28 protein-coding genes and 1 other RNA gene are annotated in these 25,558 nt (G+C 53.0%); 24 read left to right on the forward strand and 5 right to left on the reverse strand.

Annotation, left to right across the window (positions count from 1 at the left end):
- Positions 1–12 precede the first annotated feature (12 nt).
- On the reverse strand, positions 13–729 hold the full coding sequence (locus UM181_10645) for an amino acid racemase (GenBank protein WQC61792.1): 717 nt from the start codon (positions 727–729) through the stop codon (positions 13–15).
- Positions 730–833: 104 nt separating this feature from the next.
- Here UM181_10645 and UM181_10650 point away from each other — a divergent pair, with 104 nt between their 5' ends.
- The 3 genes from UM181_10650 to UM181_10660 all read left to right on the forward strand — a co-directional run bounded on the left by UM181_10650 (position 834) and on the right by UM181_10660 (position 2,957).
- Positions 834–1,082 (forward strand): hypothetical protein, encoded by a 249-nt coding sequence (locus UM181_10650; protein WQC61793.1) that lies wholly within the window; start codon positions 834–836, stop codon positions 1,080–1,082.
- A gap of 101 nt (positions 1,083–1,183) precedes the next feature.
- On the forward strand, positions 1,184–2,293 hold the full coding sequence (locus tag UM181_10655) for a CaiB/BaiF CoA-transferase family protein (protein WQC61794.1): 1,110 nt from the start codon (positions 1,184–1,186) through the stop codon (positions 2,291–2,293).
- The gene (locus UM181_10660; GenBank protein WQC61795.1) at positions 2,277–2,957 is read left to right on the forward strand and encodes a nitroreductase family protein; all 681 of its coding nucleotides are present in this window, start codon (positions 2,277–2,279) and stop codon (positions 2,955–2,957) included. The genes UM181_10655 and UM181_10660 overlap by 17 nt, the downstream gene beginning before the upstream one ends.
- 69 nt (positions 2,958–3,026) lie before the next feature.
- Here the strand turns inward: UM181_10660 and UM181_10665 are convergent, their stop codons facing one another.
- The gene (locus UM181_10665) at positions 3,027–3,377 is read right to left on the reverse strand and encodes a RidA family protein (GenBank protein WQC61796.1); all 351 of its coding nucleotides are present in this window, start codon (positions 3,375–3,377) and stop codon (positions 3,027–3,029) included.
- 241 nt (positions 3,378–3,618) lie between these two features.
- Here UM181_10665 and UM181_10670 point away from each other — a divergent pair, with 241 nt between their 5' ends.
- The 7 genes from UM181_10670 (at position 3,619) to rpmG (ending at position 8,386) form a co-directional block, all read left to right on the forward strand.
- Entirely contained in the window at positions 3,619–4,215 is a 597-nt protein-coding gene (locus tag UM181_10670) for a GNAT family protein (protein ID WQC61797.1), read from the forward strand.
- A 331-nt stretch (positions 4,216–4,546) separates the two neighbouring features.
- Positions 4,547–4,834 (forward strand): Asp-tRNA(Asn)/Glu-tRNA(Gln) amidotransferase subunit GatC, encoded by a 288-nt coding sequence (gene gatC, locus UM181_10675; protein WQC61798.1) that lies wholly within the window; start codon positions 4,547–4,549, stop codon positions 4,832–4,834.
- On the forward strand, positions 4,834–6,321 hold the full coding sequence (gene gatA / locus UM181_10680) for an Asp-tRNA(Asn)/Glu-tRNA(Gln) amidotransferase subunit GatA (protein WQC61799.1): 1,488 nt from the start codon (positions 4,834–4,836) through the stop codon (positions 6,319–6,321). Before gatC ends, gatA begins: the two co-directional genes overlap by 1 nt.
- Positions 6,322–6,337: 16 nt before the next feature.
- Positions 6,338–6,949 (forward strand): hypothetical protein, encoded by a 612-nt coding sequence (locus UM181_10685; GenBank protein ID WQC61800.1) that lies wholly within the window; start codon positions 6,338–6,340, stop codon positions 6,947–6,949.
- Positions 6,907–7,668 carry an N-acetylmuramoyl-L-alanine amidase gene (locus UM181_10690; GenBank protein WQC61801.1) on the forward strand — a complete coding sequence of 254 codons (762 nt, stop codon included), beginning with the start codon at positions 6,907–6,909 and terminating at the stop codon, positions 7,666–7,668. The genes UM181_10685 and UM181_10690 overlap by 43 nt, the downstream gene beginning before the upstream one ends.
- Before the next feature lie 33 nt (positions 7,669–7,701).
- Positions 7,702–8,092: RNase P RNA component class A (gene rnpB / locus UM181_10695), an RNA gene on the forward strand.
- 126 nt (positions 8,093–8,218) lie between these two features.
- On the forward strand, positions 8,219–8,386 hold the full coding sequence (rpmG, locus tag UM181_10700) for a 50S ribosomal protein L33 (GenBank protein ID WQC61802.1): 168 nt from the start codon (positions 8,219–8,221) through the stop codon (positions 8,384–8,386).
- A 155-nt stretch (positions 8,387–8,541) separates the two neighbouring features.
- Here the strand turns inward: rpmG and UM181_10705 are convergent, their stop codons facing one another.
- Positions 8,542–9,318 carry a Bax inhibitor-1/YccA family protein gene (locus UM181_10705; GenBank protein WQC61803.1) on the reverse strand — a complete coding sequence of 259 codons (777 nt, stop codon included), beginning with the start codon at positions 9,316–9,318 and terminating at the stop codon, positions 8,542–8,544.
- Positions 9,319–9,974: 656 nt separating this feature from the next.
- On the opposite strand from UM181_10705, the gene UM181_10710 reads away from it, so the two are divergent.
- The 3 genes from UM181_10710 to UM181_10720 are packed head-to-tail and all read left to right on the forward strand — an operon-like array spanning position 9,975 to position 12,577.
- The gene (locus UM181_10710) at positions 9,975–10,346 is read left to right on the forward strand and encodes a helix-turn-helix transcriptional regulator (protein WQC61804.1); all 372 of its coding nucleotides are present in this window, start codon (positions 9,975–9,977) and stop codon (positions 10,344–10,346) included.
- A 47-nt stretch (positions 10,347–10,393) separates the two neighbouring features.
- Positions 10,394–11,224 (forward strand): histidinol-phosphatase, encoded by an 831-nt coding sequence (gene hisN / locus UM181_10715; protein ID WQC61805.1) that lies wholly within the window; start codon positions 10,394–10,396, stop codon positions 11,222–11,224.
- 9 nt (positions 11,225–11,233) lie between these two features.
- Positions 11,234–12,577, forward strand: a complete 1,344-nt coding sequence (locus UM181_10720) for an 8-oxoguanine deaminase (GenBank protein WQC61806.1) — start codon at positions 11,234–11,236, stop codon at positions 12,575–12,577.
- A gap of 27 nt (positions 12,578–12,604) precedes the next feature.
- On the opposite strand, the gene guaD is transcribed toward UM181_10720, so the two are convergent.
- Complete coding sequence (guaD, locus tag UM181_10725; GenBank protein WQC61807.1) at positions 12,605–13,918, reverse strand: guanine deaminase; 1,314 nt, start codon at positions 13,916–13,918, stop codon at positions 12,605–12,607.
- A 129-nt stretch (positions 13,919–14,047) separates the two neighbouring features.
- Here guaD and mgtE point away from each other — a divergent pair, with 129 nt between their 5' ends.
- From mgtE to betC, 11 genes are all read left to right on the forward strand, one after another.
- Positions 14,048–15,439, forward strand: a complete 1,392-nt coding sequence (gene mgtE, locus UM181_10730) for a magnesium transporter (GenBank protein WQC61808.1) — start codon at positions 14,048–14,050, stop codon at positions 15,437–15,439.
- Entirely contained in the window at positions 15,436–16,008 is a 573-nt protein-coding gene (locus UM181_10735) for a 5-formyltetrahydrofolate cyclo-ligase (GenBank protein WQC61809.1), read from the forward strand. Before mgtE ends, UM181_10735 begins: the two co-directional genes overlap by 4 nt.
- A gap of 62 nt (positions 16,009–16,070) precedes the next feature.
- On the forward strand, positions 16,071–16,541 hold the full coding sequence (locus UM181_10740; GenBank protein WQC61810.1) for an OsmC family protein: 471 nt from the start codon (positions 16,071–16,073) through the stop codon (positions 16,539–16,541).
- Between the two features lie 47 nt (positions 16,542–16,588).
- Positions 16,589–17,401, forward strand: coding sequence for a TIGR00282 family metallophosphoesterase (locus UM181_10745; GenBank protein ID WQC61811.1), 813 nt, complete (start codon positions 16,589–16,591; stop codon positions 17,399–17,401).
- Entirely contained in the window at positions 17,398–18,276 is an 879-nt protein-coding gene (locus UM181_10750; protein WQC61812.1) for a DMT family transporter, read from the forward strand. Before UM181_10745 ends, UM181_10750 begins: the two co-directional genes overlap by 4 nt.
- Before the next feature lie 42 nt (positions 18,277–18,318).
- On the forward strand, positions 18,319–20,103 hold the full coding sequence (locus UM181_10755) for an SLC13 family permease (protein WQC61813.1): 1,785 nt from the start codon (positions 18,319–18,321) through the stop codon (positions 20,101–20,103).
- Positions 20,104–20,244: 141 nt separating this feature from the next.
- Positions 20,245–20,997: a YebC/PmpR family DNA-binding transcriptional regulator gene (locus UM181_10760; GenBank protein WQC64736.1), complete on the forward strand. Its 753-nt coding sequence runs from the start codon at positions 20,245–20,247 to the stop codon at positions 20,995–20,997.
- A gap of 497 nt (positions 20,998–21,494) precedes the next feature.
- Positions 21,495–21,788 (forward strand): hypothetical protein, encoded by a 294-nt coding sequence (locus tag UM181_10765; protein WQC61814.1) that lies wholly within the window; start codon positions 21,495–21,497, stop codon positions 21,786–21,788.
- Between the two features lie 75 nt (positions 21,789–21,863).
- Positions 21,864–22,463 carry a LysE/ArgO family amino acid transporter gene (locus UM181_10770; GenBank protein ID WQC61815.1) on the forward strand — a complete coding sequence of 200 codons (600 nt, stop codon included), beginning with the start codon at positions 21,864–21,866 and terminating at the stop codon, positions 22,461–22,463.
- Positions 22,464–22,502: 39 nt separating this feature from the next.
- The gene (locus UM181_10775) at positions 22,503–23,408 is read left to right on the forward strand and encodes a DMT family transporter (GenBank protein ID WQC61816.1); all 906 of its coding nucleotides are present in this window, start codon (positions 22,503–22,505) and stop codon (positions 23,406–23,408) included.
- 56 nt (positions 23,409–23,464) lie between these two features.
- On the forward strand, positions 23,465–24,976 hold the full coding sequence (gene betC, locus UM181_10780; protein ID WQC61817.1) for a choline-sulfatase: 1,512 nt from the start codon (positions 23,465–23,467) through the stop codon (positions 24,974–24,976).
- Here the strand turns inward: betC and betI are convergent.
- Positions 24,973–25,554, reverse strand: coding sequence for a transcriptional regulator BetI (gene betI / locus UM181_10785; GenBank protein ID WQC61818.1), 582 nt, complete (start codon positions 25,552–25,554; stop codon positions 24,973–24,975). The genes betC and betI overlap by 4 nt on opposite strands.
- Positions 25,555–25,558 lie beyond the last annotated feature (4 nt).

The following is a 25,558-nucleotide window of genomic DNA, read 5'->3' on the forward strand; positions in this document are numbered from 1 at the left end:
TTTTGCTGGGGTCTATACGCCACGCTGTGGCCCACGCGCGTCCAGGGCAAATCGCGCCACTGCTTGGGCCAGCACATCCAAGGTGTCGATCATCGCTGCGCTTGGATCATGGCTGGTTTGGATCATTGAAAACTCAGAGCAGGCCACGAGCTGAAGATTGGCACCGCGGCGGGTCAATTCTGAAGAGGCGTCCAAAAGGATGCTGCGGGCCTCGGCTGTGTCGCCAGAGGTTTTGATTTTCCGGATCGCCTGCACCATTTTTGTATCATCTTCCGGCCAAATCACGGTGCGCTCACTCGCCTGAAAATACCTTTCGAAAAGCTGAGTTTTGCGCAGTGCTGGTGAAGCGAGAATGCCAATAACATCGCCAGCTTTGCTTTTTGCAAGCGCTGTTTCCACCGATAATTTCACCATATTAAAAAACGGCAGGGCGGTTTTTCTTTGAATAACCTCTGCAAAGAGATGCGCTGTGTTGCAGGGCATTGCCAGTGCCTCTGCGCCCCATCTGTCAAGGCGTTTGGCCATATCCCCCAGCACTGGACCGGGATCTGGCGCACCGACTGTTTGATCCAAAACATAGGCCAAGCGTGAGGGCACTTGAGGGTTCATATCGATCAGTAAAGGAATATGATCTTGATCATCCTGCGCGCGCACCGCCTTGAGCAAGCGTTGTTGAAAAAGAATGGTCGCTTCGGGCCCCATACCCCCTAAAACGCCGATTTTTCTCATGGGTTAGATCCTTTGTATTTGGGCGGCTTTGCTGCTTGCGACAGCGCTTGTTTGCCCGTTAAGGCGCAGTTAAATCAATTCTGAATGGAGATGCCAAGGCCTGATTGCCGCTTATTTTGAATCCGATGGTCGGCGATTTTCCGCTGTTTTGGACGCAAGAACAGCCTGACGGCTTGATCGCAAGTGAAGTCTGGCTATCTGACGGGAGAGTGTGGGCACGGGAGATGGCGCCAATGACAAAATTTACTTTTTTGATGTATCTTCAGGTCGCCAGTTTGTTGGCAGTGGCCTTGGCAGCGGCGCTCACGCTGGATCCGCCGGCGGCGAAGGTATCCCTCCTACGGCCGCTTTAACGGCACGCGGGCTGAATATCTTGGCTGCGACGGGCGCTTTGATTGGAAACCACTGGCAGATATGCTAAGCAGCACGCTGTGTTCAAAAGCGCGCGGTGTCGATGTTATCAGGATTAAAAGTGATCGAGTTTGAAGGCCTTGGGCCAGCGCCTTTTGCGGGTATGATGCTGGCAGATTTGGGCGCGGACGTGATCGTTATTCATCGCGAAACCGGAGATAAAAGCCCTGGTCTTGCCCGTCATAATCTGCTGGATCGTGGCAAACGCTCGATCGTTTTGAATTTGAAGGATGCGGATGAAAAACAGCTTGCGCATCGTTTGGTTTGCCAAGCTGATGGGCTGATCGAAGGCTTTCGACCCGGGGTTATGGAGCGTTTGGGCTTGGGACCAGAGGAGGTGATGCAAATCAATCCGCGTTTGGTTTACGGGCGGGTTACTGGCTGGGGGCAAACCGGTCCTTTGGCGCGGGCAGCGGGTCATGATTTGAATTATTTGGCGCGCAGTGGCGGGCTTTGGTATGCGTCAAATGCCGGTGAAGCGCCGTTTCCGCCGCCCACCTTATTGGGTGATATTGGCGGCGGTGCGCTGTATCTGGTGATTGGGGTTCTGGCGGCTTTGCTGACCCAAAAAACCACCGGGAAAGGCGCTGTGATCGATGCGGCTATGGTGGATGGGACATCGCATATGCTGTCGCTTTTGATGTCTCTTCAAGGGCAGGGCGGGCTGGTCAAAGAACGCGGCAAAAGCCTTTTGGACGGGCCGCATTTTAGCCGTAGTTACGCCTGTCGCGGCGGCGGTTATATTTCGGTGCAATGTTTGGAGCCGCAATTTTATGCAGCCTTTTTAAGGAAATTGGACCTGCACGAAGATGCTGATTTTTGCAAACAATTTGAGCCCGCGCTATGGCCCGAGCTCACCGCCCGTTTGGCGGGATTATTCGCGCAAAAACCGGCGCCGCATTGGGATGATTTATTTGCGCAAACCGATGCCTGCGTTGCGAAAATAAATGCGCCGCAAGATGCGCAAAATGATCCCCATATTCAAGCGCGCCAGATATGGAGCTGGGCACAAGGCTTGCTGCAGGCAGCACCGGCGCCGCGATTTTCGACATGGGCCCCCGAAACAATGGGCGAAATACGCGCCAAAAATGCAGACCGAGGCCAGATATTGGCAGAATTAAACGAAGGAACTCCTGATGCTCGCCCCGTTTGAGACGCTGAACGCGCTGTTACAGACCCGCTATTCTTGCCGTGCATTTTTAGACAGGCCGGTCGCGCATTCTGATATTGAAAAAATTGTTGAGGCGGCTCAACGGGTCCCATCTTGGTGTAACGCGCAGCCTTGGCAGCTTATTCTGTGCGAAGGCGCGCAAACCAAGATATTGGCCGCCGCGTTGACAGCGGCGGCCAAAGAGGGGTTGCAAGCACCAGAGATCCCCTTTCCCGAAAGCTATAGCGGCAAATACAAACATCGCCGCTCAACTTGTGGCTGGCAATTATACGAGGCTGTGGGGGTTGCAAAAGGCGATCGCGCCGCGTCGCGTCAGCAAATGCTGCAAAACTATCGCTTCTTCAATGCGCCGCAGGTGGCAATCCTGACCATTCCCAAAGAATTGGGTGCATATGCCGCGCTGGATGCGGGCGCTTTTGTCACCGCCTTTACGCTTGCCGCGCAGGCCTTGGGAATAGCCACGATAGCACAGGCGGCGATTGCCGGAATGGCGCCTATTTTGCGCGAAAATCTGCAGATTGAAGCGGATCGCGATATTCTATGCGCTGTGTCTTTTGGCTATGAAGATAAACACCATCCGGCAAATGCGTTTCGGACCAAGCGTGCGGGCGTGCATGAGGTTCTGCGGTGGCATAAGCCCGATTGAGCGGCTCTTACTGGCGCGGCCCAAGCCCGAGGCGAAGCAGCGGCTTGGGTGGCTTTGGAGCAATAGCAGTTAGGCTTTTGCGGCGATTATAATCACCTCAACCAGGTGCTTGGGGGTCGCAAGGGCAGATTCGCCCGTGGCCCTTGCCGGGGCGTGGCCCTCGGGCACCCAAGCATCCCAGACCGCGTTCATATCCGCGAAATCATCCATAGAAGCCATCCAGATCGTGGCGCTTAAAATGCGCGTTTTATCCGAGCCCGTCTGCTCTAGTAAACTGTCAACTTTATCAAGAATTTCTTGGGTTTGTTCGGTGACTGATGTGCCCGGAGTTCCGACTTGGCCTGCCAAATAAATGGTGCTGCCATGTACCACAGCTTGGCTCATACGTTGCCCTGTTGCGATTCGTGTTATGTCTGACATGTCTTTTCCTTTAGCGCGAGTATGGGGTTTCGATACGGGGCAGTATTTGCAATATTACGCGCAGAGGAAAGCACCGATTTGCCTTTGGATGAAATTTTACGCAGCGCGTGCGCAAGGACATGCAGATCGCGCGCCGCCCTTAAGCTGGGCAAAATAGCAAGACTGGGTGTTACGAAAGGCGGGTTGGGCGTCTATCTCGGCGCAGCGCGGTGGTGAACCTGGAAGAATGGAAGGATAATCGATGCGACTTTGCGAAGAAGATATTGCCCTTACGGGCAAAGTTGCCGCGCTGGAACCTTTGTCGATGGCCCATCACGAAGATCTGGTTGAGGCGGTTCAAGATGGTGATTTGCACAAATTATGGTACACAACCATTCCCTCTGCTGGCGAGATGCGCGCAGAGATCAGCCGGCGCTTAGACTTGCAGCGGAAAGGCTTAATGTACCCTTTTGCCGTCAAAAACCTGAAGACGCAGCGCTGCGTTGGTATGACAACCTATATGAATATTGAACAATCGCAGCGCAGGTTGGAAATTGGATCAACCTGGCTGCGAAAATCTATCCAGCGCAGCGCGGTAAATACCGAATGTAAATGGCTGCTCCTAAAATACGCGTTTGAACAATTAAATTGCATTTGCGTGGAATTTCGAACCCATGCGATGAATTTACAAAGCCGGCGGGCGATTGAGCGCCTTGGCGCCAAGCAGGATGGGATTTTGCGCAACAATATGATTATGGCCAATGGCAGCTATCGAGACAGCGCCGTGTATTCGATCATTGCAACCGAATGGCCGAGCGTGAAGGCAAATTTAACCTGGCAATTGCAGCAGCGCGGGTAACTCCCGCTTTTGGTGCAAGGCCGGTCTTGGCCAACGAGATTGCAATTTGGGCGCGCGCGTGTGGTGTGGCCGGATGGGCTAAACCGCTGATCTATACTGCCCGCTTTGCATGAAATTTTGAAAAGCGGCATACGCGCCCAACGGTTGCTGTGGGTTCGTTCTTACAAAAAATACAAGGTGTTCGGGTTCAGCGTTTGGATCGGCGATTTGACGTTTCGTTGGGGGCGCAGCCGAAAGGGCACTCTGGCTTTTCCGTTGATGCTGTCAGCAGATGCTTGCAGGCAGAGGCCTGCGGCGCTAAACCCCTCGGGGAAAGAATATGGAGAGGTCGATGGCGATCGATACTGCAACAGCCGCAAAAGTGGCAAAATTGGCCAGAATAAAAGTGGACGAAGCGGCTTTGCCCGCCTTGGCTGAGGAATTTAATGCGATTTTGGGATTCATCGAGCAATTAAATGCGGTGGATGTCAGCGGGGTTGAGCCCATGACCTCGGTCACTCCGCAGCGTTTGAAACGACGCGCGGATCAGGTGAATGATGGTGATCAGCAAATGCAGGTATTGGCCAATGCGCCAGACGCGCGTGAAGGGTTTTTTGCGGTTCCAAAGGTGGTTGAATAATGAGTGAGATGAACGCATGGAGTTTGGCGCAGGCCCGCGATGCGCTGCGCGCGAAACAGGTCACTTCGGTTGAACTGACCGAAGCTTGTCTAAGCGCGATTGAGGGCGCTGATGCGCTGGGCGCGTTTGTTCACAAAACGCCCGAGTTGGCGTTGGATTTGGCACGGGCAGCGGATGAGCAGCTGGCCTCCGGGGAGGCGCCGGATATGTGCGGTTTGCCGATCGGCATCAAAGATTTATTCTGTACCAAAGGCGTAGCCAGTCAAGCGGCAAGCCGAATTTTAGAGGGTTTTAAGCCCGAATATGAAAGCACGGTTAGCCAGAAATTGCGCGATAGCGGTGCCGTTATGTTGGGCAAGCTCAACATGGATGAGTTCGCGATGGGCAGTTCAAACGAAACCTCGATCTATGGCGACGTACTCAACCCCTGGAAACTGGGTGAGCAGGCGCTCACCCCGGGTGGATCCTCTGGCGGCTCCGCCGCGGCCGTGGCGGCAGATCTTTGTTTGGCCGCTACCGGAACCGATACCGGAGGGTCGATCCGCCAACCTGCTGCATTTACCGGCACTGTCGGGATTAAACCAACATATGGGCGCTGTTCGCGTTGGGGTATTGTGTCCTTTGCCAGTTCGCTTGATCAAGCAGGCCCAATGACGAAAACAGTGCGGGATGCGGCGATTATGCTTGAGGCCATGTCTGGCCATGATCCCAAAGACAGCACCAGCGCTGATCTGGCCGTGCCAAATTTCGAAGCGATGTTGAATGGGGATATTCGGGGCAAAAAAATCGGTATCCCGCGCGAATATCGGATGGATGGCATGCCGGATGAGATCGAGGCTTTATGGCAAGAAGGCCAAGATATGTTGAAATCTGCTGGGGCAGAAATGATCGATATCAGCTTGCCGCATACGCAATATGCGCTGCCAAGCTATTACGTGATTGCGCCAGCAGAAGCGTCGTCAAACCTGGCGCGTTATGATGGTGTTCGCTTTGGGCATCGGGCGGCTTTGGCGGCGGGCGATGGCATTACGGAGATGTATGAAAAAACCCGCGCGGAAGGCTTTGGCCCGGAAGTGCAGCGCCGGATCATGGTGGGAACTTATGTGCTATCCGCAGGGTTTTATGATGCGTATTACAACCGTGCGCGCAAAGTACGCGCCTTGATCAAAAAAGATTTTGACGATGTTTTTGCAACGGGTATCGATAGTATTTTAACCCCGACCACGCCCTCTGCGGCGTTTGCGCTTGGCGGTATGGCGGATGCGGATCCTTTGGAAATGTATCTTAATGATGTGTTTACGGTCACCGTGAACTTGGCCGGCTTGCCGGGGATTTCGGTGCCCGCCGGATTGGACAAACAGGGCTTGCCGCTGGGGCTGCAGCTGATTGGTCGCCCCTGGGAGGAAGCAGATTTGCTAAATTCTGCATACGCTCTGGAACAGGCTTCTGGTTTTGCGCATAAACCGCAGAATTGGTGGGCCTTATGATGCAGGATCGCTGTTAATGTCGGAACCCTTTTTGATCAGAGCTTTAGCCGCCAGCGGCGCCTTGGCGCTTCTTGGCGCCTGCGAGCCAGTTGAGATTGGGCAAAACCCGACGCCAAATGCGGCCTCGGTGCTGCCGCTGCCCTCTCCGATGGCTGTTGAACAACAAAGCTTGGCGCCCGCCTCAGGGGTTGAGGTTGATGACCCAACAGGCGCGGCTGCTTCGGTTGACACGACCTCGCTGTCGGATGAAAATGATTTTGAGGCGGTCGCTGCCCGTCAATCGATCGAAAGCGATGCCAAGCGCTTGGCCGAAAGTCGCGCGAAATATGTTTTGATTGAGCCCACTGATTTGCCCGTGCGCCCGGGCACAAATGAGATCAGCATCATCGAATACGCTTTGCGTACGACCAACCCGGTTGGGGTGCAAATCTATCGCCGCTCTGGCCTTTACAACGAAGAGCTGTATCTGCGGAGCTGTAACTTTTATGCGTCGCCAAGCGAAGCCCAGCAGTTGTTTTTAAAGCGCAGCGGTCCGAAAGTGGATTGGATGGGTCTTGATCCGGATGGCGATGGGTTTGCCTGCTCTTGGGATCCAACGCCGTTTCGCTTGGCCGGATCGTCGGGATGATTGGCGCCCCTTTTGCGGATGTCAGGGCCTCGCCAAATTTTGGCCCACGTCGCGCAGGAGGCTCGATCGATCTTTTGCTGTTGCATTACACGGCGATGCAAAGCGCCGAGGCCGCGCTGCAGCGCTTATGCGATCCGATCCATGAGGTGTCGGCGCATTATCTGATCACATTGGATGGCCGAGTTCTCCAACTGGTGTGCGAAAGCCAGCGTGCTTGGCATGCCGGGCGCAGTTTCTGGGCCGGTGAAACCGATATAAACAGCCGATCGATTGGTATTGAGCTTGATAATCGCGGCGATCATCCGTTTTCCAATAAACAAATGCGCGCGCTTATTGCGCTTTGTGGCGATATCGCTGGGCGTAACAATATTCCGGCGCATCGGGTTCTGGGGCATTCTGACGTTGCGATTGGCCGAAAAACCGATCCTGGTGCGCGGTTTGATTGGCGCAGATTGGCGCTCAGCGGGGTTGGTGTTTGGCCGGATCTTAAAACCTGGCATTTGAATGAGGCCGTCGAGATGGATCCGGTGATGGGTAAAGATGATCCGCGCCTTTGCGCACAGTTTGTAAAACAGGCTGCAGATTATGGATATGATCCAAGTCTTGGTGTGGAACAAATTTTATCGTCGCTTCGGCAGCATTTCGCACCCCATCGCAGCGGCCCTTTAAGCCGCTTTGATTTTGCGCTGCTGGCCGCTTTGAATGCGCTTTGCAATTGACCTTGTCGCTTTTCGCGCCTACTGCACCTGTGCGCGGAGAACTGGATGATCGCGGCCCTTCGGGGTCGAGGAAAGTCCGGACTCCACAAAGAAATGGTGCCGGGTAACGCCCGGGCGGGGTAACCCGACGGATAGCGCAACAGAAAGCAAACCGCCTGCGCTGGTCGTAGGTAAGGGTGAAAGGGTGGGGTAAGAGCCCACCGGGGGCCTGGTAACAGGTCTTGCATGGCAAGCCCCACCAGGAGCAATGCCAAATAGGAACCTCAGGTGGGTTGATCGTCTTTTCGATATCACCACCGGGCATCTTTGGCCTGTAGGGTTCGGGTTGGCAGCTAGAGGCGCAGGGGCAACCTTGGGCTAAGAGGAATGATCATCCAAGAGGGCAACCTCTGGACAGAATCCGGCTTATAGGTTCTCCGCGCGTTTGCTTTGATCTGGATGCGCCGCGGAAAATATGCGCGGTCCCGGTTGACAGCAGCCTCAGCATCGCTAAAAGGCACATTCTACAGAGTTTTACGGGTGTTTGATCCCCCGCTTCAGGAGACGTTTCATGGCCAAGCCAACCACTATTAAAATCCGCCTGAATTCTACCGCAGGCACTGGCCATTTTTATGTGACCAAGAAAAACGCCCGCACAATGACTGAGAAGATGATCGTTCGTAAATACGATCCGGTTGTGCGTAAGCATGTTGAATATAAAGAAGGCAAGATCAAATAAGCAGGCCTTGCCCTTTTAACTGACAAAAAAACCACTCAGACTTCTGAGTGGTTTTTTTGTTACGGTTGATGGTTCGACCCGTCGATTTATTCAGATCGCATAAAAAAGGCCGCGAAGCGAACCGCGGCCTTTTCTTGTATAAAAGTAGCGCTTGCTTATTCTTGGTTGCCCATGAACATCAGCAAGAACTGGAACATGTTGAGGAAATCCAAATAAAGATTTAGCGCGCCGTGAATCGCTGATTTATCCAACCATTCCTGATCGCCATGATGCGCATGCGCCAAATAGGTATTTTTGATATTCTGTGTGTCATAGGCGGTTAGGCCGGCAAAGATCAAAACGCCCAGAACCGAAATCGCAAACATTATCGCGGGAGAGCCGAGAAACATATTGACGATCATCGCTACAAAAATGCCGATTACGCCCATGATCAGAAAAGAGCCCCAGCCCGAAATGTCTTTCTTCGTGGTGTAACCCCAAAGCGACAAGCCTGCAAAAGCGATCGCGGTGACTAAAAAGGTCTGCACGATTGAGAAAGTTGTGTAGAACACAAAGATCGAACTCAGCGAGACGCCAATTAATGTGGCGAAAAGAAAGAAGAATAACTGCGCGCCGCTGGCTGAAGCGCGTTGCATAATGGCGCCAAAGCCAAAAATCATTCCCAAAGGTGCCAGCATCACAATCCAGCGTAGAGCCGATGTGTAAATGGCAACGCCGAAAGACGTGAGCAACGTGCCATTGGCCATCTGGCCAGCCGCCAAGGCGGGATCAGACGTGGTTGCCAAACCGGCAATGGCCCATGCGGCCAATGCTGTAATCAGCATACCAACAGACATTGTCCCGTATACTTTGTTCATATGCGTGCGCAGGCCTTCGTCGATTTCGCCGACGCGACCCGCTGCGGTGCTGCGCATTGTTTCAAATTCTGCCATAATTAACCTCCAGTGCCGAATGAACAGGATGGGATCCCCATTCTGAAAAACATATTACGGGGTATATTGGGGAGAATGAGCCAATTTTCAAGGCTTAGCGTAAGATCAATTCCTGATTTGTTAAAAATAGTGTGAAGTGAGTCTTTTTGAACACCAGTTAAAGGCTTTATGCGTTTTTTAAGCCCTCTTTTCCGACCTTCCAAGGTGCTGAGCGGTTAAAGGCATGAACCAGCTACAGGGTGTTGCAGGCAAAAGAACGGGCAGGCCGTTTCTGCATCTCACCGAAAAGCGAGTAGGAGCCATGGCTTATGGGAGTTTCAGCGGGCTTATGTGGTTTCTGTAAAATTGAATAGATTTGCCCTTTGCTCGGAAAATGCGAGGTTTCTTAGAAAGACCTGCGCAAAAAAGATAGCTTCTCGGGGCTGTGCTTCAAAGGTGGTGGGGGTGCGGCTTGCGTTGCGATGACCGCTTTAAAAGCCAGTTTTAAGCGCTTTGGCGACTCTCCCTTAAAGAGAGTGAATTTTAAATTTTATTCGTTAAAGTAACAAAAGGGCTTGAATTTTGCGGCTGTTCTGTTAATCTCCATCTCATGATTTAAGGGTTAGCCAGAGTATTTAGGTCTAAACCTCCATAATTGTTATAAAAAGGAATATTCAATGGCACATCCTGTTGACGAACATGTTGGAAAGCGACTCCGGCAGCGTAGATGGCTGGTGGGGATGACGCAGCAACAATTGGCAGAGCATGTCGGGATTAAATTTCAACAAATTCAAAAATATGAAACCGGTGCGAACCGTGTAAGCGCATCGCGCCTATGGGATATCGCAAGCACTTTAGACGTTTCGATTAATTTTTTCTTCGATGGGTTGCAGGCAGAAAAAGGCGTTAAAATTCAGTCTGACGCTATGCCGTCAGATCTTATGGGCGATAAAGAAGCGTTAGATTTGGTGCGCTCTTACTATGCGATACCGGAAAACCAACGGCGTAGATTGTTTGACCTTGCCCGGGTGCTCAGCGACGTCGCTTGATTTTCGCGTGATCATGCTCTAGCGCCTGTGGGCGAAAGGGTTTGATTATGGAACAAGCGTATGTAAGCAGAGAGGTTCTTTCTGCGGCAGATAAAGAAGAGCTAAAACGCGTGGCGGTCGACTTGGCTGAGGCGGCTAGAGCGGCAATTTTGCCGCTATTCCGGTCAACAAACTTGGCGCTTGAAAATAAAGCCGATCAGGGCTTTGATCCTGTGACCCATGCGGATAAAGCCGCCGAGCGCGCGATGCGCGCCATCCTTGAAGCGCAACGCCCAGAGGATGGTATTTTGGGTGAAGAATACGGGGAAACTTTTGGAAGCTCAGGGTTAACGTGGGTGCTTGATCCGATCGATGGCACCCGCTCTTTCATGAGCGGAACGCCAACCTGGGGCGTTTTGATTGCCCTGCGCGATGCGGCGGGCCCGTTTTTTGGAGTCATTGATCAACCTTATATCGGAGAGCGTTTTATCGGCGGTTTGGGGCTGAACACGATGGCCGGTCCTTTGGGGGCGGCGGCTTTGCAAACGCGCTCTACGCGCGCTTTGAAGGATGCGCTGTTGTTTTCCACCTTTCCTGAAATTGGCAGCCGCGCCGAGCATGCCAGCTTTCAGGCGGTGGCCAAACAGGTTAAATTGGTACGCTATGGTTTAGATTGCTATGCCTATGCCTTGCTGGCGGCGGGGCAGATCGATTTGGTGATCGAGGCCGGATTAAGCGCCTATGATGTGCAAGCGCCGATCGCAGTGATCGAAGCCGCTGGAGGGGTCGTTTGCAATTGGCAGGGGCGTCCTGCGCATGACGGCGGGCAAATTATCGCTGCGGCAACGCCCGAGCTGATGGCAGCCGCTTTGCCCTTGCTGCAAAACGCGCGCCTGTAAAGGCCGCGCATGGGCGACATCCTGATCAAAAATGCAGATTACATCCTCACCATGGATGATGCGCGACGCGAATTGCACGGCGCTGATATCCATTTACATGAGGGAGAAATTATAGCCGTCGCGCAGAATTACGCGCCGCCCGTTGACTGTGAGGTGGTGCAGGCCGAAGGCTGCGTTGTGACGCCGGGTTTGGTCAATACGCATCACCACCTCTATCAAAGCTTAACCCGCGCGGTGCCCGGCGCGCAAAACGCATTGTTGTTTGGGTGGCTGCAGACGCTCTACCCTATTTGGGCCCGCTTTGGGCCTGAAGAAATGCGCGTTTCAGCGATGGTGGGGTTGGCCGAATTGGCATTGTCTGGCTGCAGTTTAAGCGCCGATCATTTGTATTTATACCCCAACGGTGTGCGGCTGGAAGATACGATTGAGGCGGCGCAGGAAATTGGCCTGCGCTTTTTTCCAACCCGGGGTGCGATGAGCATCGGTGAAAGCGATGGCGGCTTACCGCCTGATGCTTTGGTTGAAACGGAAGCGTGGATTTTGGAAGATTGCATCCGTGTGGTGGATGCGTTCCATGATCCCTCTCCCGCATCCATGCTCAGGGTGGGCATTGCGCCCTGTTCCCCTTTTTCAGTAAGTCGTGATTTAATGCGCGACGCGGCGCTTTTGGCGCGCGATAAGGGGGTATTTTTACACACGCATTTGGCGGAAAATGATGAGGATATCGCCTATTCGCTTGAAAAATTTGGATGTCGCCCAGGGCAATATGCTGAAGATCTGGGATGGACAGGTGCGGATGTGTGGCACGCGCATTGTGTGAAATTGGATGCCAAAGAAATTGCCCTATTCGGAAAAAGCCAAACCGGTGTGGCGCATTGCCCCTGTTCGAATTGCCGCCTTGGCTCTGGGATTGCTCCGCTGCGCCAAATGCGCGATGCGCGGGTGCCCGTGGGATTGGGGGTCGACGGGTCTGCCAGCAATGATTTGGGCAATTTGATGGATGAGGCGCGCCAAGCGATGTTGCTGCAAAGGGTGTCGCAAGGCGCAGATGCGATGAGTGCCCGCGAGGCGTTGGAAATTGCAACCCGCGGGGGTGCAGATGTGCTGGGCCGACCCGAATGTGGGCGCTTGGCGGTCGGAAAACGGGCGGATATTGCAATTTGGGATGTTTCTGGCGTGGAAAGTGCGGGCAGCTGGGATCCTGCGGCGTTGGTTCTTTCGGGGCCCAATAAAGTGCGGGATTTACTGGTGGAAGGGCGCTTTGTTGTGCGCGATGGCCAGCTGCGCAGCACTGATTTAGAGGCTTTGATCGCGCATCAAAACCGTCTGGTGCAAAAGCTTATCAACGCATAGGGGTTGAGAGAGGCCTCTGCGGCGCGCCTAACTGGTTTTGCTGTGCCGTTCTGCGCCTTTGATCCACACCGAATGGATGGCGCGATCATCGCCCATCATGATGGTCGGAAACAGGCTTGACCAGTGATCATTCGCTTGCCTTTGCCGCTGCGCGATTGCGGGGGTTGAGGCCAAATCTAAAACCACCAGATCTGCATATTTTCCGGGTGTTAGGCTGCCGATTTCATGTTCAAGATGCAGGCTGCGCGCGGAGCCCATCGTGGCCAACCAGAGCAATTGCGCCGGGTGCAAAGGATGACCGTTTAGTTGCCCGATCTCATAGGCCGCAGCCATAGTGCGCAGCATGGAAAAGCTGGATCCACCCCCGGTATCGGTTGCCAGAGCGATGCGTTGCCCGGCATTTGCCAGGCCGTGCATATCAAAGAGGCCCGAGCCGATGAAACTGTTTGAGGTTGGGCAATGAACCAAAGCCGCGCCAACCTCTTTTAGCCGGGCTTTTTCACGCGGCTGCAAATGTATCGCATGCCCGTAAAGGCCGCGTTTGCCCAGCAAACCGAATGTCTCGTAGGTATCCAGATAATCGCGCGCATTGGGGAAGAGATCTTTCACCCATGCGATTTCATCGATTTGTTCGCTGAGATGGGTTTGCATCAGGCAATCGGGAAATTCCTGCCATAAAGCCCCCAATGCGGTCAGTTGCGCGGGGGTTGAGGTGGGTGAAAACCGCGGCGTGATGGCATAGCGCGCCCGGCCTTGCCCATGCCATGTTTGCAGCAAAGCTTTGCTTTGATCATAGGCGCTTTGCGCCGTGTCGCGCAAGCCTTCGGGCGCGTTGCGATCCATGCAGGTTTTGCCCGCCACGATGGCCATGCCGCGCGCGTCCGCACTGGCAAACAGCGCCTCTACGCTGTTTGGATGAATGGTACAAAAACTGGCCAGGCTGGTCGTGCCATGCGCGAGCGCCAGATCCAAATACGTCTCCGCGCTGTGTTGTGCATAAGCCGCATCGCCAAATCGCATTTCTTCGGGAAATGTATACTGGTTGAGCCAATCAATCAGGCGGTTTCCCCAGCTGGCAATGATTGCGGTCTGCGGATAATGAACATGCGCGTCGATAAAGCCCGCCATGATCAGCTTATCGCCATAATCGATGACCTGCGCTTGTGGGTAGTGTCGGCGTAAATCTGCAGCTGGGCCTTGTGCAAGGATCCTTCCCGCTTCAATGAGCACGCCGCCGGCGCTGTCAAAGGCGCTGGCCGATTCGACCTTTGTTACAAAGGGATCGGCTTTAAAACTGAGCGTTTGGCCTGTTAGCAACAGCTGAGGTGAGGATGCGATCACGTAAGATCCTTTTGATTGAAATCCATCTCTAGTTGTATAATTTGCATATCAGGGCCGGTAAACCGCGTTATTGCATTGCTCTTTTGTTTTATTCTCAGCTATCACGAGCATAGTTTATGGGGGCTTATGATGCAAAACCATACCATCCTATCTGATCAAGACGTGGCGCAGCCTGATCGCAGTTATGAGCTCAATCCAAGCGATGTTGCGGGTATTTTAGACGCTGTAGATCGTGAAGATCGTGATCAGCTGGTTGCGCAGATGGAGCCTTTGCACGCGGCGGATATCGCGGATTTGCTCGAACAAATCGATGGCTATGATCGGGCGCGGTTGATCCGTCTTTATGAGCGTGAATTTGATGGTGAAATCCTGTCTGAGCTGAATGAGGCCATTCGCGAAGACGTGATCAATCTTCTGAAACCCGAGGTTTTGGCCGACGCGGTGCGCGATCTGGAAAGCGACGATGTTGTCGATCTTCTGGAAGATTTGGAAACGCCGCAGCAAGAAGCCATTCTGGACGCTTTGGATGATATAGATCGCTTGGCTGTCGAACAATCGCTGGCCTATCCAGAGTTTTCCGCTGGTCGCTTAATGCAGCGCGAAGTGGTTGCAGCGCCTGATTATTGGACGGTTGGCGATGCGATTGAATTCATGCGCAAAGCCGAGGAGTTGCCAGAACAGTTTTATCATGTGATTCTGGTGGATCCAAAATTCCATCCGGTGGGCAATGTCACGCTGGGGCGCATCATGTCATCAAAGCGTAGCACCGCGTTGGTCAGCCTGAAGGAAGAGATGTTTCGCGTTATCCCGGCAGATCAAGACGAAGCAGAAGTTGCCTATGCGTTCAATCAATATCATCTGATTTCTGCGCCTGTTGTGGATCATGAACAGCGCCTTGTCGGCATGATTACGATTGATGATGCGATGATGGTGCTTGACCATGAACATGAGGAAGACATTTTGCGCCTGGCCGGGGTTGGAGAAAGCAGCCTCAGCGATACGGTTTTGGAAACGGCCAAGCAGCGCTTGCCTTGGTTGGGGGTGAACCTGTTTACAGCTATTTTAGCCTCTGTGGTCATCGCGCAATTCGAAGCAGCGCTTGCGCAATTGGTGGCTTTGGCGATTTTAATGCCCATTGTGGCCTCGATGGGCGGCAATGCGGGCACGCAAAGCCTGACGGTTGCGGTGCGTGCGATTGCGACCAAAGATCTGACCCGCTCAAATCTGGTTCGGGTGGTGCGACGAGAGGTTCTTGTGGGGCTTTTAAATGGGGTGGTTTTCGCGTTGGTAATGGGCTCGGTCGGGGTGATCTGGTTCGGATCCCCCGTGCTTGGATATGTGATCGCGTTAGCGATGGTGATCAATTTGGTTGTTGCGGGTTTGGCTGGCACCGGCATTCCGGTTCTGCTGGCGCGTTTTGGCATTGATCCTGCGTTGGCCTCTGGGGCTTTTGTTACCACGGTCACCGATATTGTGGGATTTCTGGCGTTTTTGGGTTTGGCAGGGTGGATCTTGTTATGAATGATTTGACAGAGCGCAAACGGGCCGCGCGCAAAGCTGCCTTTGCGCGGCGCAAATCGGCGCATGCTCGGGATATAGGCGCTTGCGCGTGGCTCTTATCATCGGTTTTGGCCGGATATCGCGGCGTATCCTTGGCCGGGTACATGCCCATTCGCACCGAAATTGATCCGCGCCCCGCGATGGCGGAAGCCGCTGGATATGGCCCGGTTGGGGTGCCGGTGATTGCCGCCGAAGGCCATCCTTTGCGGTTTTCAAAATGGTATCCTGAGGGCGCGCTTAAGGAGGGGCCATTTGGTGCCAAAATCCCGATTGATGATGATTTTTTCGAACCGGAACTGGTGATCGTGCCCCTTGTCGCTTTTGATCGAAATGGGGGGCGGCTGGGTTATGGCGGTGGATTTTATGACCGCACGCTCGAGATGTTACGCGCAAAGCGACCTACTTTTGCCATTGGGTTTGCCTATAGCGCGCAGCAGGCAGATCACCTGCCATTGGAGGCAACCGACCAACCTTTGGATCAAATCGTAACCGAGGATGAGGTCATCGATCTGCGCGCGCGCATGATCTAAGTTTTGGCGTGGTTTTGACGGTGACCTCGTTGGACAAACGGCCTTGACTGAAAGGAAAAATAATGGCTGTTCTTCACGATTATACGGCGCAGGTAATTTGGACGGGAAACCGCGGGCAGGGCACGAAAACCTATCGCGGGTATGCGCGCAGTTGGGATTTATGCAGCCCCGGAAAACCCGTGATAAGCTGCTCGAATGATCCAATTTTGGGTGGGGATCCTGCGCTTTATAATCCTGAGGATTTGTTGATTTCAACGTTGAGCGCCTGCCATATGTTATGGTATCTGCACCTGGCCAGTGCGGCCGGCTTATGTATTCAAGCGTATCAAGATCACCCCATTGCACAGGGTGAAACGCTTGCTAATGGCGCCAGTCGGTTTGTCGCGGCAACGTTACGGCCGCAGATTACGCTGTCGAACGGCGATGATCCCAGCCGTGCCGACCTGCTGCACCACCGCGTTTCAGAGCAGTGCTTTATCGCCCGTTCTGTTAATTTTCCGGTCACTTACGGGGCGAAATATCAGTTTTCATAGCCGGCTTTTGCTTGCGCTTTCAGGGCAGAGGCCCTAGGGACGGCGGCATGAAGCTTCTTTTTCTTGGAGATGTGATGGGGCGCGCAGGTCGCGCAGCTCTGGTTGAAAAACTGCCGCGGTTGAAAGCCGAGTGGCAGATTGATTTTGCCGTGGTCAACGCTGAAAACGCCACAAGTGGCCATGGATTAAGCCCCGATCATGCGCGCGCATTGCTTGGCGCGGGTGCAGATTGCATCACTTTGGGCGATCACGCATTTGATCAAAAAGACATGTTGGCATTTATCGAAAAAGAGCCACGAATTATTCGCCCCTTAAATTTTGCCAAGAACGCGCCGGGACGCGGAGCGCGTATTTTCAGTGATGCGCGCGGGCGCAAAATTCTGGTCGCGCAGGTTTTGGGACAGGTGTTTATGAAGCGTCCCTTTGATGATCCTTTCTCGGCGATTGATGCGGTGTTGCGTAGTCATCCTTTGGGCGGGCAAATACAGGCCAGCTTGGTTGATATTCATTGCGAGGCAACCTCTGAAAAAATGGGGATGGGGCATTTTTGTGATGGGCGGGCCAGCGTTGTGGTGGGCACCCATACGCATATTCCAACCGCGGATGCGATGATCTTGCCCAAAGGCACCGCCTATCAAAGCGATGCGGGCATGTGCGGCGATTATAACAGCGTGATCGGGATGGAAAAAACCGAACCCTTGCGCCGCTTTGTGACGGGTATGCCCAAGGCGCGGTTCAGCCCGGCAGATGGACCTGCCACGCTTGCTGGGCTTTACGTGGAAACTGAGGATAGCACTGGAAAAGCGCAGAATGTAAGGATGATCCGCGTGGGCGGTCAATTGCAACCGGCGGCTTTATGATTGAACGGATTTGGCCGTATTTAGCGGTGCTAAGCATTGGCTCCGCCTGGGGTTTAACGATCCCGCTGACAAAAGTAATTGTCTCGGATGGCTATTTGTTTTTTGGCCTTATTTTTTGGCAACAGGTGATTTGCGCCAGCGTTTTGGGCATTGTCTTACTGGTCCGGCGTCAAAGCTTAACCATTACGCCCGGCGCGCTGCGCTTGTTTGCAATCATCGCCTGCGTGGGCACCATTGCGCCAAATTCGGCCTCTTATACGGCTGCTATCCACTTGCCGGCGGGGTTTTTAGCGGTGATTATCGCCACTGTACCCATGTTCGGCTTTCCTATTGCCGTGATGATGGGCAATGAAACCTTTGCGAAATTCCGGCTCTTGGGGCTGTTTTTTGGGCTCTGTGGTGTGATGTTGCTGGTGCTGCCAGAGGCGCGTTTGCCCGACTCTTCAAAAGTGGGATTTATTTTCTTAGCCGTCATTGCGCCCCTTTGCTATGGGTTTGAGGGCAATTATGTTGCGCGGTTTGGAACTCAAAACTTAAACCCCGTGGCCACGTTATTTGGCGCCAGCTGTCTTGGAGCGCTTGCAACGCTGCCTTTTGCGCTTCTCAGCGGGCATTGGATCGACCCGCGCCTGCCATGGGGCGCGCCAGATCTTGCCTTGATCGCTTCGGCAACGCTGCATGCTTTTGCCTATACGAGCTATGTGTGGTTGGTGAAACGGGCGGGGCCTGTTTTCGCGCTACAGGTTAGTTATGCCGTTACGATTTTTGCCGTTTTCTGGGCGATTATTCTACTGAATGAGCAACCAAGCCTGTTTTTATGGGCGGCATTATCTGCCATACTGATTGGTATGTTTCTGGTGCAGCCGCGCCGTTAAACACGGTCTAAGGCGCGGCTGAGTGGGTTTGAAAGGACGCGTATGGTCTTTTTTTCTTCCGGTTTATGGCCGGCGGGATTTTCGCTGTGCATCGTGGCGGTGATGCTGGTGATGTTTTGGCAAGAGCGGTTTCCCAGTGAGGTCATTGCTTTAAGCGGTGCCGCGCTTTTTTTGGTGACGGGTATTTTACCCTATGAGACCGCGTTGCAAGTGTTTTCAAACCCGGCGCCTTGGACGATTGGCGCGATGTTCATCGTGGTGGCCGCCTTGGTGCGCACGGGCGCTTTGGATGCGTTGATTTCGGCTGTTCAAAACCGAAAAATGCGCCATCCTGGCGGCATTTTGGCCCTTCTACTGCTATTCGTGTTGTTATCTTCGGCGGTGGTGTCGAACACGCCGGTGGTGGTGGTGATGATCCCGGTCTTTGTGCAATTGGCCCGAAGCCTGAATATTGCTGCCAGTAAAGTTCTTATTCCGCTTTCCTATACAGCCATATTAGGTGGCATGTTGACCCTGTTGGGGACGTCCACCAATTTATTGGTGGATGGGGTTGCCCGTGACTTGGGTTTGGCGGGGTTTGGGCTTTTTGAAATCACACCTTTGGCTTTAATCTTGGTGATCTGGGGCGCGGTTTATCTGCGGTTTATCGCACCGTTGCTTTTGCCCGAACGCGCCAGTTTGGCGGATGTATTATCAGATCAAACGCAGAAGAAATTTTTCAGCGAAGTGCTTATCCCGCCGGGCTCGGCGCTTATCGGTAGGCCGGTCTTAAAAGTGGCCTTATTTCGCCGGCGAGGGGTTCGGGTGATCGATGTGCTGCGCAAGAACGCCTCGTTGCGTGATAGATTAAAGGCAATCCGGCTAAACGCAGGTGACCGGGTTGTTTTACGCTCTCCGATCGGGGAATTGTTGGGGCTACAGCAAGAAAAAACCTTAAGGCGAAAAGGCGCGGTGGATCAGGTTTCTGCCGTGGAAACCACAACGGTTGAAATATTAATTACGCCTGGGTGCCAAATGCTGGGGCGCAGGCTGAGCGATTTGCATTTGCGACGGCGCTTTGGGGTTTATACGCTGGCTGTGCATCGGCATAATCAGAATATAGCGCAAAATTTGCACTCTCTTATTATCACTTTGGGGGATACGCTACTGCTCGAAGGCGCTGCTGAAGACATCAAACGTTTGGCACAAGAATTTGCCGTGGTTGATATTTCTCAACCGACTGTGCAAGCGTTCCGCCGCCGTCATGCGCCCATCGCATTTGGAACGATTTTGGGTTTGGTGCTGATGGCCGGTTTTGGCCTTGCACCTCTTTTCGTACTTAGCTTGGTGGCCGCCGCGATATTGCTTGTGACGCGGGCCATTGACGCAGAGGAAGCCTTTGCTTTCGTTCAGGGCCGCTTGTTGGTTTTGATATTTTCAATGTTGACCATAGGCGCCGGGTTGGGCCATGCGGGCGCGGTGGCACTTGTGGTTAAGGCTCTGACACCCGCGATCGCGGGCCTGTCGCCCTTCTTGTTGATTTGGTGCTTCTACCTGCTGACCTCGCTGCTCACAGAAGTGGTGTCAAATAATGCGGTAGCTGTGATCATCACGCCTTTGGCAATTGCATTGGCGCATGATTTGGGCGTTGATCCCCGGCCGTTGGTTGTGGCGGTGATGGTGGCCGCTTCGGCCAGCTTTGCCACGCCGATTGGCTATCAAACCAATATGCTGGTCTACGGGCCCGGCGGATATCGGTTTTCTGATTTTTTGCGCGTTGGTGTGCCGCTCAATCTGAGTATCGGGCTTTTATCGGCTTGGTTTATTCCCAAACTATGGCCCTTTTAAAGCGGCTGGTCTGGTTTTGGGGATTTTAAGCCTGTTTTGCCGAGACATGGCCCATGGTGATAAACTTTGCAGATTCGTGGCTTGCCCCTCGGCGATAGCCTGACCTATATAGGCGCAGATAAGCGAATTTCGGAGGGAAAAATGGCAGGCCATTCAAAATGGGCGAACATTCAGCATCGCAAAGGGCGCCAAGATGCGGCGCGCTCAAAATTATTTTCGAAGCTTTCCAAAGAAATTACCGTAGCCGCCAAAATGGGGGATCCGGATCCTGAAAAAAACCCCCGTTTGCGCTTGGCTGTTAAGGAAGCCAAATCAAATTCGGTTCCAAAAGATGTGATTGAGCGCGCGATTAAAAAATCGGTTGCGGGTGATGGGGATGAGTATGAAGAAATCCGTTATGAGGGCTACGGCCCAAATGGCGTGGCAGTGATTGTTGAAACAATGACCGATAACAGAAACCGCACGGCATCGAATGTGCGCTCGACCTTCGGAAAACACGGCGGCAATTTGGGGGAAACCGGTTCGGTAGGGTTTATGTTTGATCGCAAAGGTCAGGTGAGCTACGCCGTATCCGCCGGTGATGATGATAGCGTAATGATGGCGGCGCTGGAAGCGGGCGCGGAAGATGTAGAAAGCTCAGAAGATGGGCATTTCATCTGGTGTGAAGACACCAGCCTGAATGAAGTGGCGCAAATGTTGGAAAATGATTTGGGCGAAAGCCTGTCCACCAAGCTGGTTTGGAAACCCACAACCACCACAGAGCTTGATCTTGAAGGGATGGAAAAGCTGATGAGGCTGATCGATGCGCTTGAGGATGACGATGATGTTCAGCGCGTGACAACCAATTTTGAAGCCAGTGATGAGGTTATAGCGCAATTGGAAGCTTCTGATTGAGTATCTTTTTGATACATATGATATCGAGGCGTTCATATTGACCTAATGCATAATCGGATTTCGACACGATTCTGTTAAATTGGTGAAATCGCGCTTTAAAATTTGTTTGTGCGTCCTTTGTTGTTTATTTTTTTGAGCTGAATGCGCTTTGCGTGCGAAACGATTATCTTTATGACATCATTCGCTGGTTGTGTAATCTTTTATGTACAGCGTCAGAAATTAGTGACAGTTCTTTATTTTTGGCTCACAAATTATACATTTTTTGAGGCGAGGCCAAACCGAGTTTAGCAGTTTTCCGGTAAAATTGGCGCGCCTTTCCGTCGTGCAGGGTCAATGCAAAGATTTCCTTAAGTCATTATGATAACTTTTTAATTGACACAATTTTGTATTGAAAGTCAGACAGTTTTTTGATCGACTTCAGGTATGGTTTTAAGACTTTTATGGTTTCGGCAATTAAATCGATCAAACGGTCATTTGGCATTTGTGACAGGTGAATAATGTCCCAACGATACTTTAAAATGGCGCAAATGCGCGAGCTGCTTTTGGGTCTGGAAGACGAAGTGGGCCTTGGGGCATTGACCCAAAACGAAAAAGACGTGTTCTATGCGTCTTACACAGAAATTTATTTGGCGGGTGGCACTGCAAAATCTGTTGATATTAAAAGGCACGCTTTGTTGTTGGGCATGGCGCAGCCGACCTTTCACAGGTGTTTGAAGGCCTTGATCGGGCGCGGGTTACTGTCGCATGCGCCCAATACCAAAGCGGGAAGCTACACAAGCCCCATCGCGTAGGGGGGGCTGTTCTACGGTTGTGTTGCCTTGTGTTTTATGGCTTGTGTCGCGGATGATTTCCGCAAGACCTATATCATGATCGAACCTTTCTTTTTGGGCTTTGGCCTTGGTTTTTCGTTGATCCTTGCGATCGGAGCGCAAAACGCCTTCGTGTTGAAGGCGGGGTTGATGCGCCGTTTTGTTTTGCCGATCGTGTTGCTTTGTGCGGCTTCTGATGCGCTGTTGATTTTTCTGGGGGTGTTTGGTTTGGGCACTCTTTTGGAGGCCCTGCCCAACCTTATGAGCTGGATCCGCTTTGCAGGGGCGTTGTTTCTGTTCGCCTATGGTATACGCAGCATGATATCGGCTTGGCGTGGCAATCACGCTTTGGATGCAATGGGCGATGTGATGTCTTTATCGGCGGCCTTGTTCACCTGCTTGGCGCTGACCTTTTTAAATCCCCATGTATATCTTGATACGGTGATTTTGCTGGGGGGGATTGCGAACCAATCTGAAAGCCCGTTGGGTTTTGGTTTAGGGGCGATGCTAGCCAGTTTTACGTTTTTCTTCGGATTGGGCTTCGGCGCGCGTCTTTTGGCGCCATTTTTTGCCAATCCCCGCGCATGGCAGATTTTAGACATCGGGATTGCGCTTGTGATGTGGGCAATCGCTTACAGCCTGCTCGCGTCTCATTAGCTCTTGTGCTTTGGGGCTATTTAGCTTTTCAGTAACGCCATGACCGAACGTTCTTCTTCATCGACCTTACGCGGCATCTTATGGATGATCGTGACGGGGCTTATGTTTGTGGGCGTCACCTCCTTGGTGAAATATTTAGGGCCGGATATGCCCGCCGCTGAGGCGGCGTTTTTGCGATATGCTTTGGGCTTGGTCTTGCTGGTGCCGATGCTGGGGTCGGTTTTCAAAAGCGACTTTTCTCAGCCGTTGATGCGGCTTTTTGTGTATCGCGGCGCGGCGCATGTGGGGGCGGTGTTTTTATGGTTTTTTGCGATGGCGCGGATTCCTTTGGCGGATGTAACGGCGATGAATTACCTATCGCCGATTTATGTGACGTTGGGGGCGGCGTTATTTTTGGGCGAAAAACTGGCGTTGCGGCGGGTGATCGCCGTCGGCATTGCGTTGGTGGGGGCCTTGATTATTTTGCGCCCCGGTATTCGCAGCGTGGATATGGGGCATCTGGCGATGCTGTTGGCTGCGGTATTTTTTGCCTGCTCTTATTTGTTAACCAAACGGCTCAGCGATCAAGTTTCGGCGGGTACAATCGTTGTGATGCTTTCACTCTTTGTCACGGTGGGGCTGGCGCCGATGGCATGGATGGTTTGGGTTCCGCCCTCGACTAACGATTTGCTTATCCTTTTTGGTGTGGCCTGCTTTGCCACATTGGGGCATTACACGATGACGCTGGCCTTTGCTGCAGCGCCCGTGAACATCACGCAGCCGGTTACGTTTTTACAGCTGGTCTGGGCGGTGTCGGTTGGGATGGTGTTTTTTGACGAACCGCTCGATCCATGGGTGGTGATTGGGGGTGGCACAATTTTGGCATCGGTCAGTTTTATCAGCTGGCGCGAGGCGGTTTTGCAACGTCGTCTGCGCACCCCCCCAGTTCCTGCTACAAAAGTCTAGGCTTTTACCTTTTGGAGGCTCTGACCGAGTAACCTGTATCTGAAAGAGGCGCTTGCATGACATCTTCCCCAAATATTCTAATTATTATGGTTGATCAGTTGAATGGAACTCTGTTTCCGGACGGCCCTGCCGACTGGCTGCACGCGCCGCATTTAAAACGCCTGGCGCAGCGCTCGGCGCGGTTTGCCAATGCCTATACCGCCAGCCCGTTATGCGCGCCGGCGCGGGCCTCATTCATGTCGGGGCAATTGCCCTCGACAACGGGGGTCTATGACAACGCTGCTGAATTTGCAGCCTCTATACCCACCTATGCGCATCATTTGCGCGCGGCAGGCTACCAAACCTGCCTATCTGGCAAAATGCATTTTGTTGGTCCGGATCAGTTGCACGGGTTTGAGGAGCGTTTGACCACCGATATTTACCCCGCTGATTTTGGGTGGACGCCGGATTACCGCAAACCTGGCACGCGCATTGATTGGTGGTATCACAATATGGGTTCGGTGACGGGTGCGGGGATCGGTGAAATTTCAAACCAGCTTGAATATGATGATGAGGTTGCTTATCAAAGCTGCCGTAAATTATACGATCTGGCGCGTGGCAAAGATGATCGCCCCTGGTGCCTCACCGTTAGCTTTACGCATCCACATGATCCTTACGTTGCACGCAAAAAATACTGGGATCTTTATGAGGATTGCGCGCATCTCAGCCCCGCGGTTGCAGCGCTTCCTTATGCCGAGCATGATCCGCATTCACAACGGTTATTTGATGCCAATGATTGGCGCTCATATTCTTTGAGCGAGGCGATGATCCGTGACGCCCGCCGCGCCTATTTCGCCAATATCAGCTATCTTGACGATAAAATTGGTGAGATTTTAGAGGTGTTAGAAACCACGCAGCAAGAAGCCCATATTGTTTTTGTTTCAGATCATGGGGATATGCTGGGTGAGCGGGGCTTGTGGTTTAAAATGTCTTTTTATGAGGGGTCTGCGCGGGTGCCTTTGATGATATCGGCGCCAGAGCTGCCCTCGGGGCTGCTGACCCAGCCGGTTTCAACGCTGGATGTCTGCCCAACGCTCTGCGATCTGGCTGGCATATCGCTTGACGCTTTGCAGCCTTGGACGGCCGGCGAAACTTTGGTGCCGCTGGCGCATGGTCAAGCGCGCAGCGCGCCCGTGGCGATGGAATACGCGGCAGAAGGCTCTTATGCTCCGCTGGTGTCTTTGCGCTATGGGCGCTGGAAATATAACCGCTGTTTGCTGGATCCGGATCAGTTGTTTGATTTGGAGGTGGACCCGCAAGAGCGGGTAAATTTGGCCAATCTGCCGGCGCATCAGGGCACGGTGGCGTCGCTCAAGGCAAAATCCGAGGCGCGCTGGGATCTTAACGCCTTTGACGCCGCTGTTCGACAAAGCCAGGCGGGCCGCTTGGTGGTGTATGAGGCGGTACGCAAGGGGGGCTATTACCCTTGGGATTACCAGCCGCTGCAAGATGCCTCTGAACGCTATATGCGCAACCATATGGATCTGAATATTTTGGAAAGCCAACAGCGCTTTCCCAGAGGGGGTTAGCCGGCGCTTACGAGCAGATCCAATAAATTATTGATATCTGTACGCGCGGCTTTAGCGTCTATCACAGCCGTGGATTGCGCCGCACTTATCCAAACTCCGTCTATATAGGACTGCAGGGCCTGTTCCACCATGTGTTGGCGCTCTGAAGCAACCAGGAGCTGCGTTTCGCGGCGCAAATGGCTGGCCACGCGAGAGCGATTGATTTTTTGAAGCCGCGCCAGCGCGGGTTGGTAGGGCGCGGCTGACCAAAACTGCACCCAGACATTGCAATGGGTTTTGGTGAAGAGAGAATCGGAAAAGTTTGCAGTTAAAACGGCTTGGAGGCGTTGTTTGGATGTCTTGGCTTCTTTTAGATTGTTGATGACCTCACGGCGCAAGAGTTCGAGTAAGTGGCGCATCGTAGCTTCCAGCAGGTTTTCTTTGCTGCCAAAATGATAGGTTATGCTGGCAGCTGTGGTGCTCGCATAGGCAGCGATTTCACTTAAAGTGACATTCTGAAATCCTTTCTGTTGTACCGCTTGCAAAGTGGCTTGAATGAATTCTGAATTGCGTATGTCACGAATGCTGCGTCTTTCCATGGGG

This window comes from Alphaproteobacteria bacterium US3C007 (assembly GCA_034423775.1).
GTDB classification, from domain to species: Bacteria; Pseudomonadota; Alphaproteobacteria; order Rhodobacterales; family Rhodobacteraceae; genus Thalassovivens; species Thalassovivens spotae.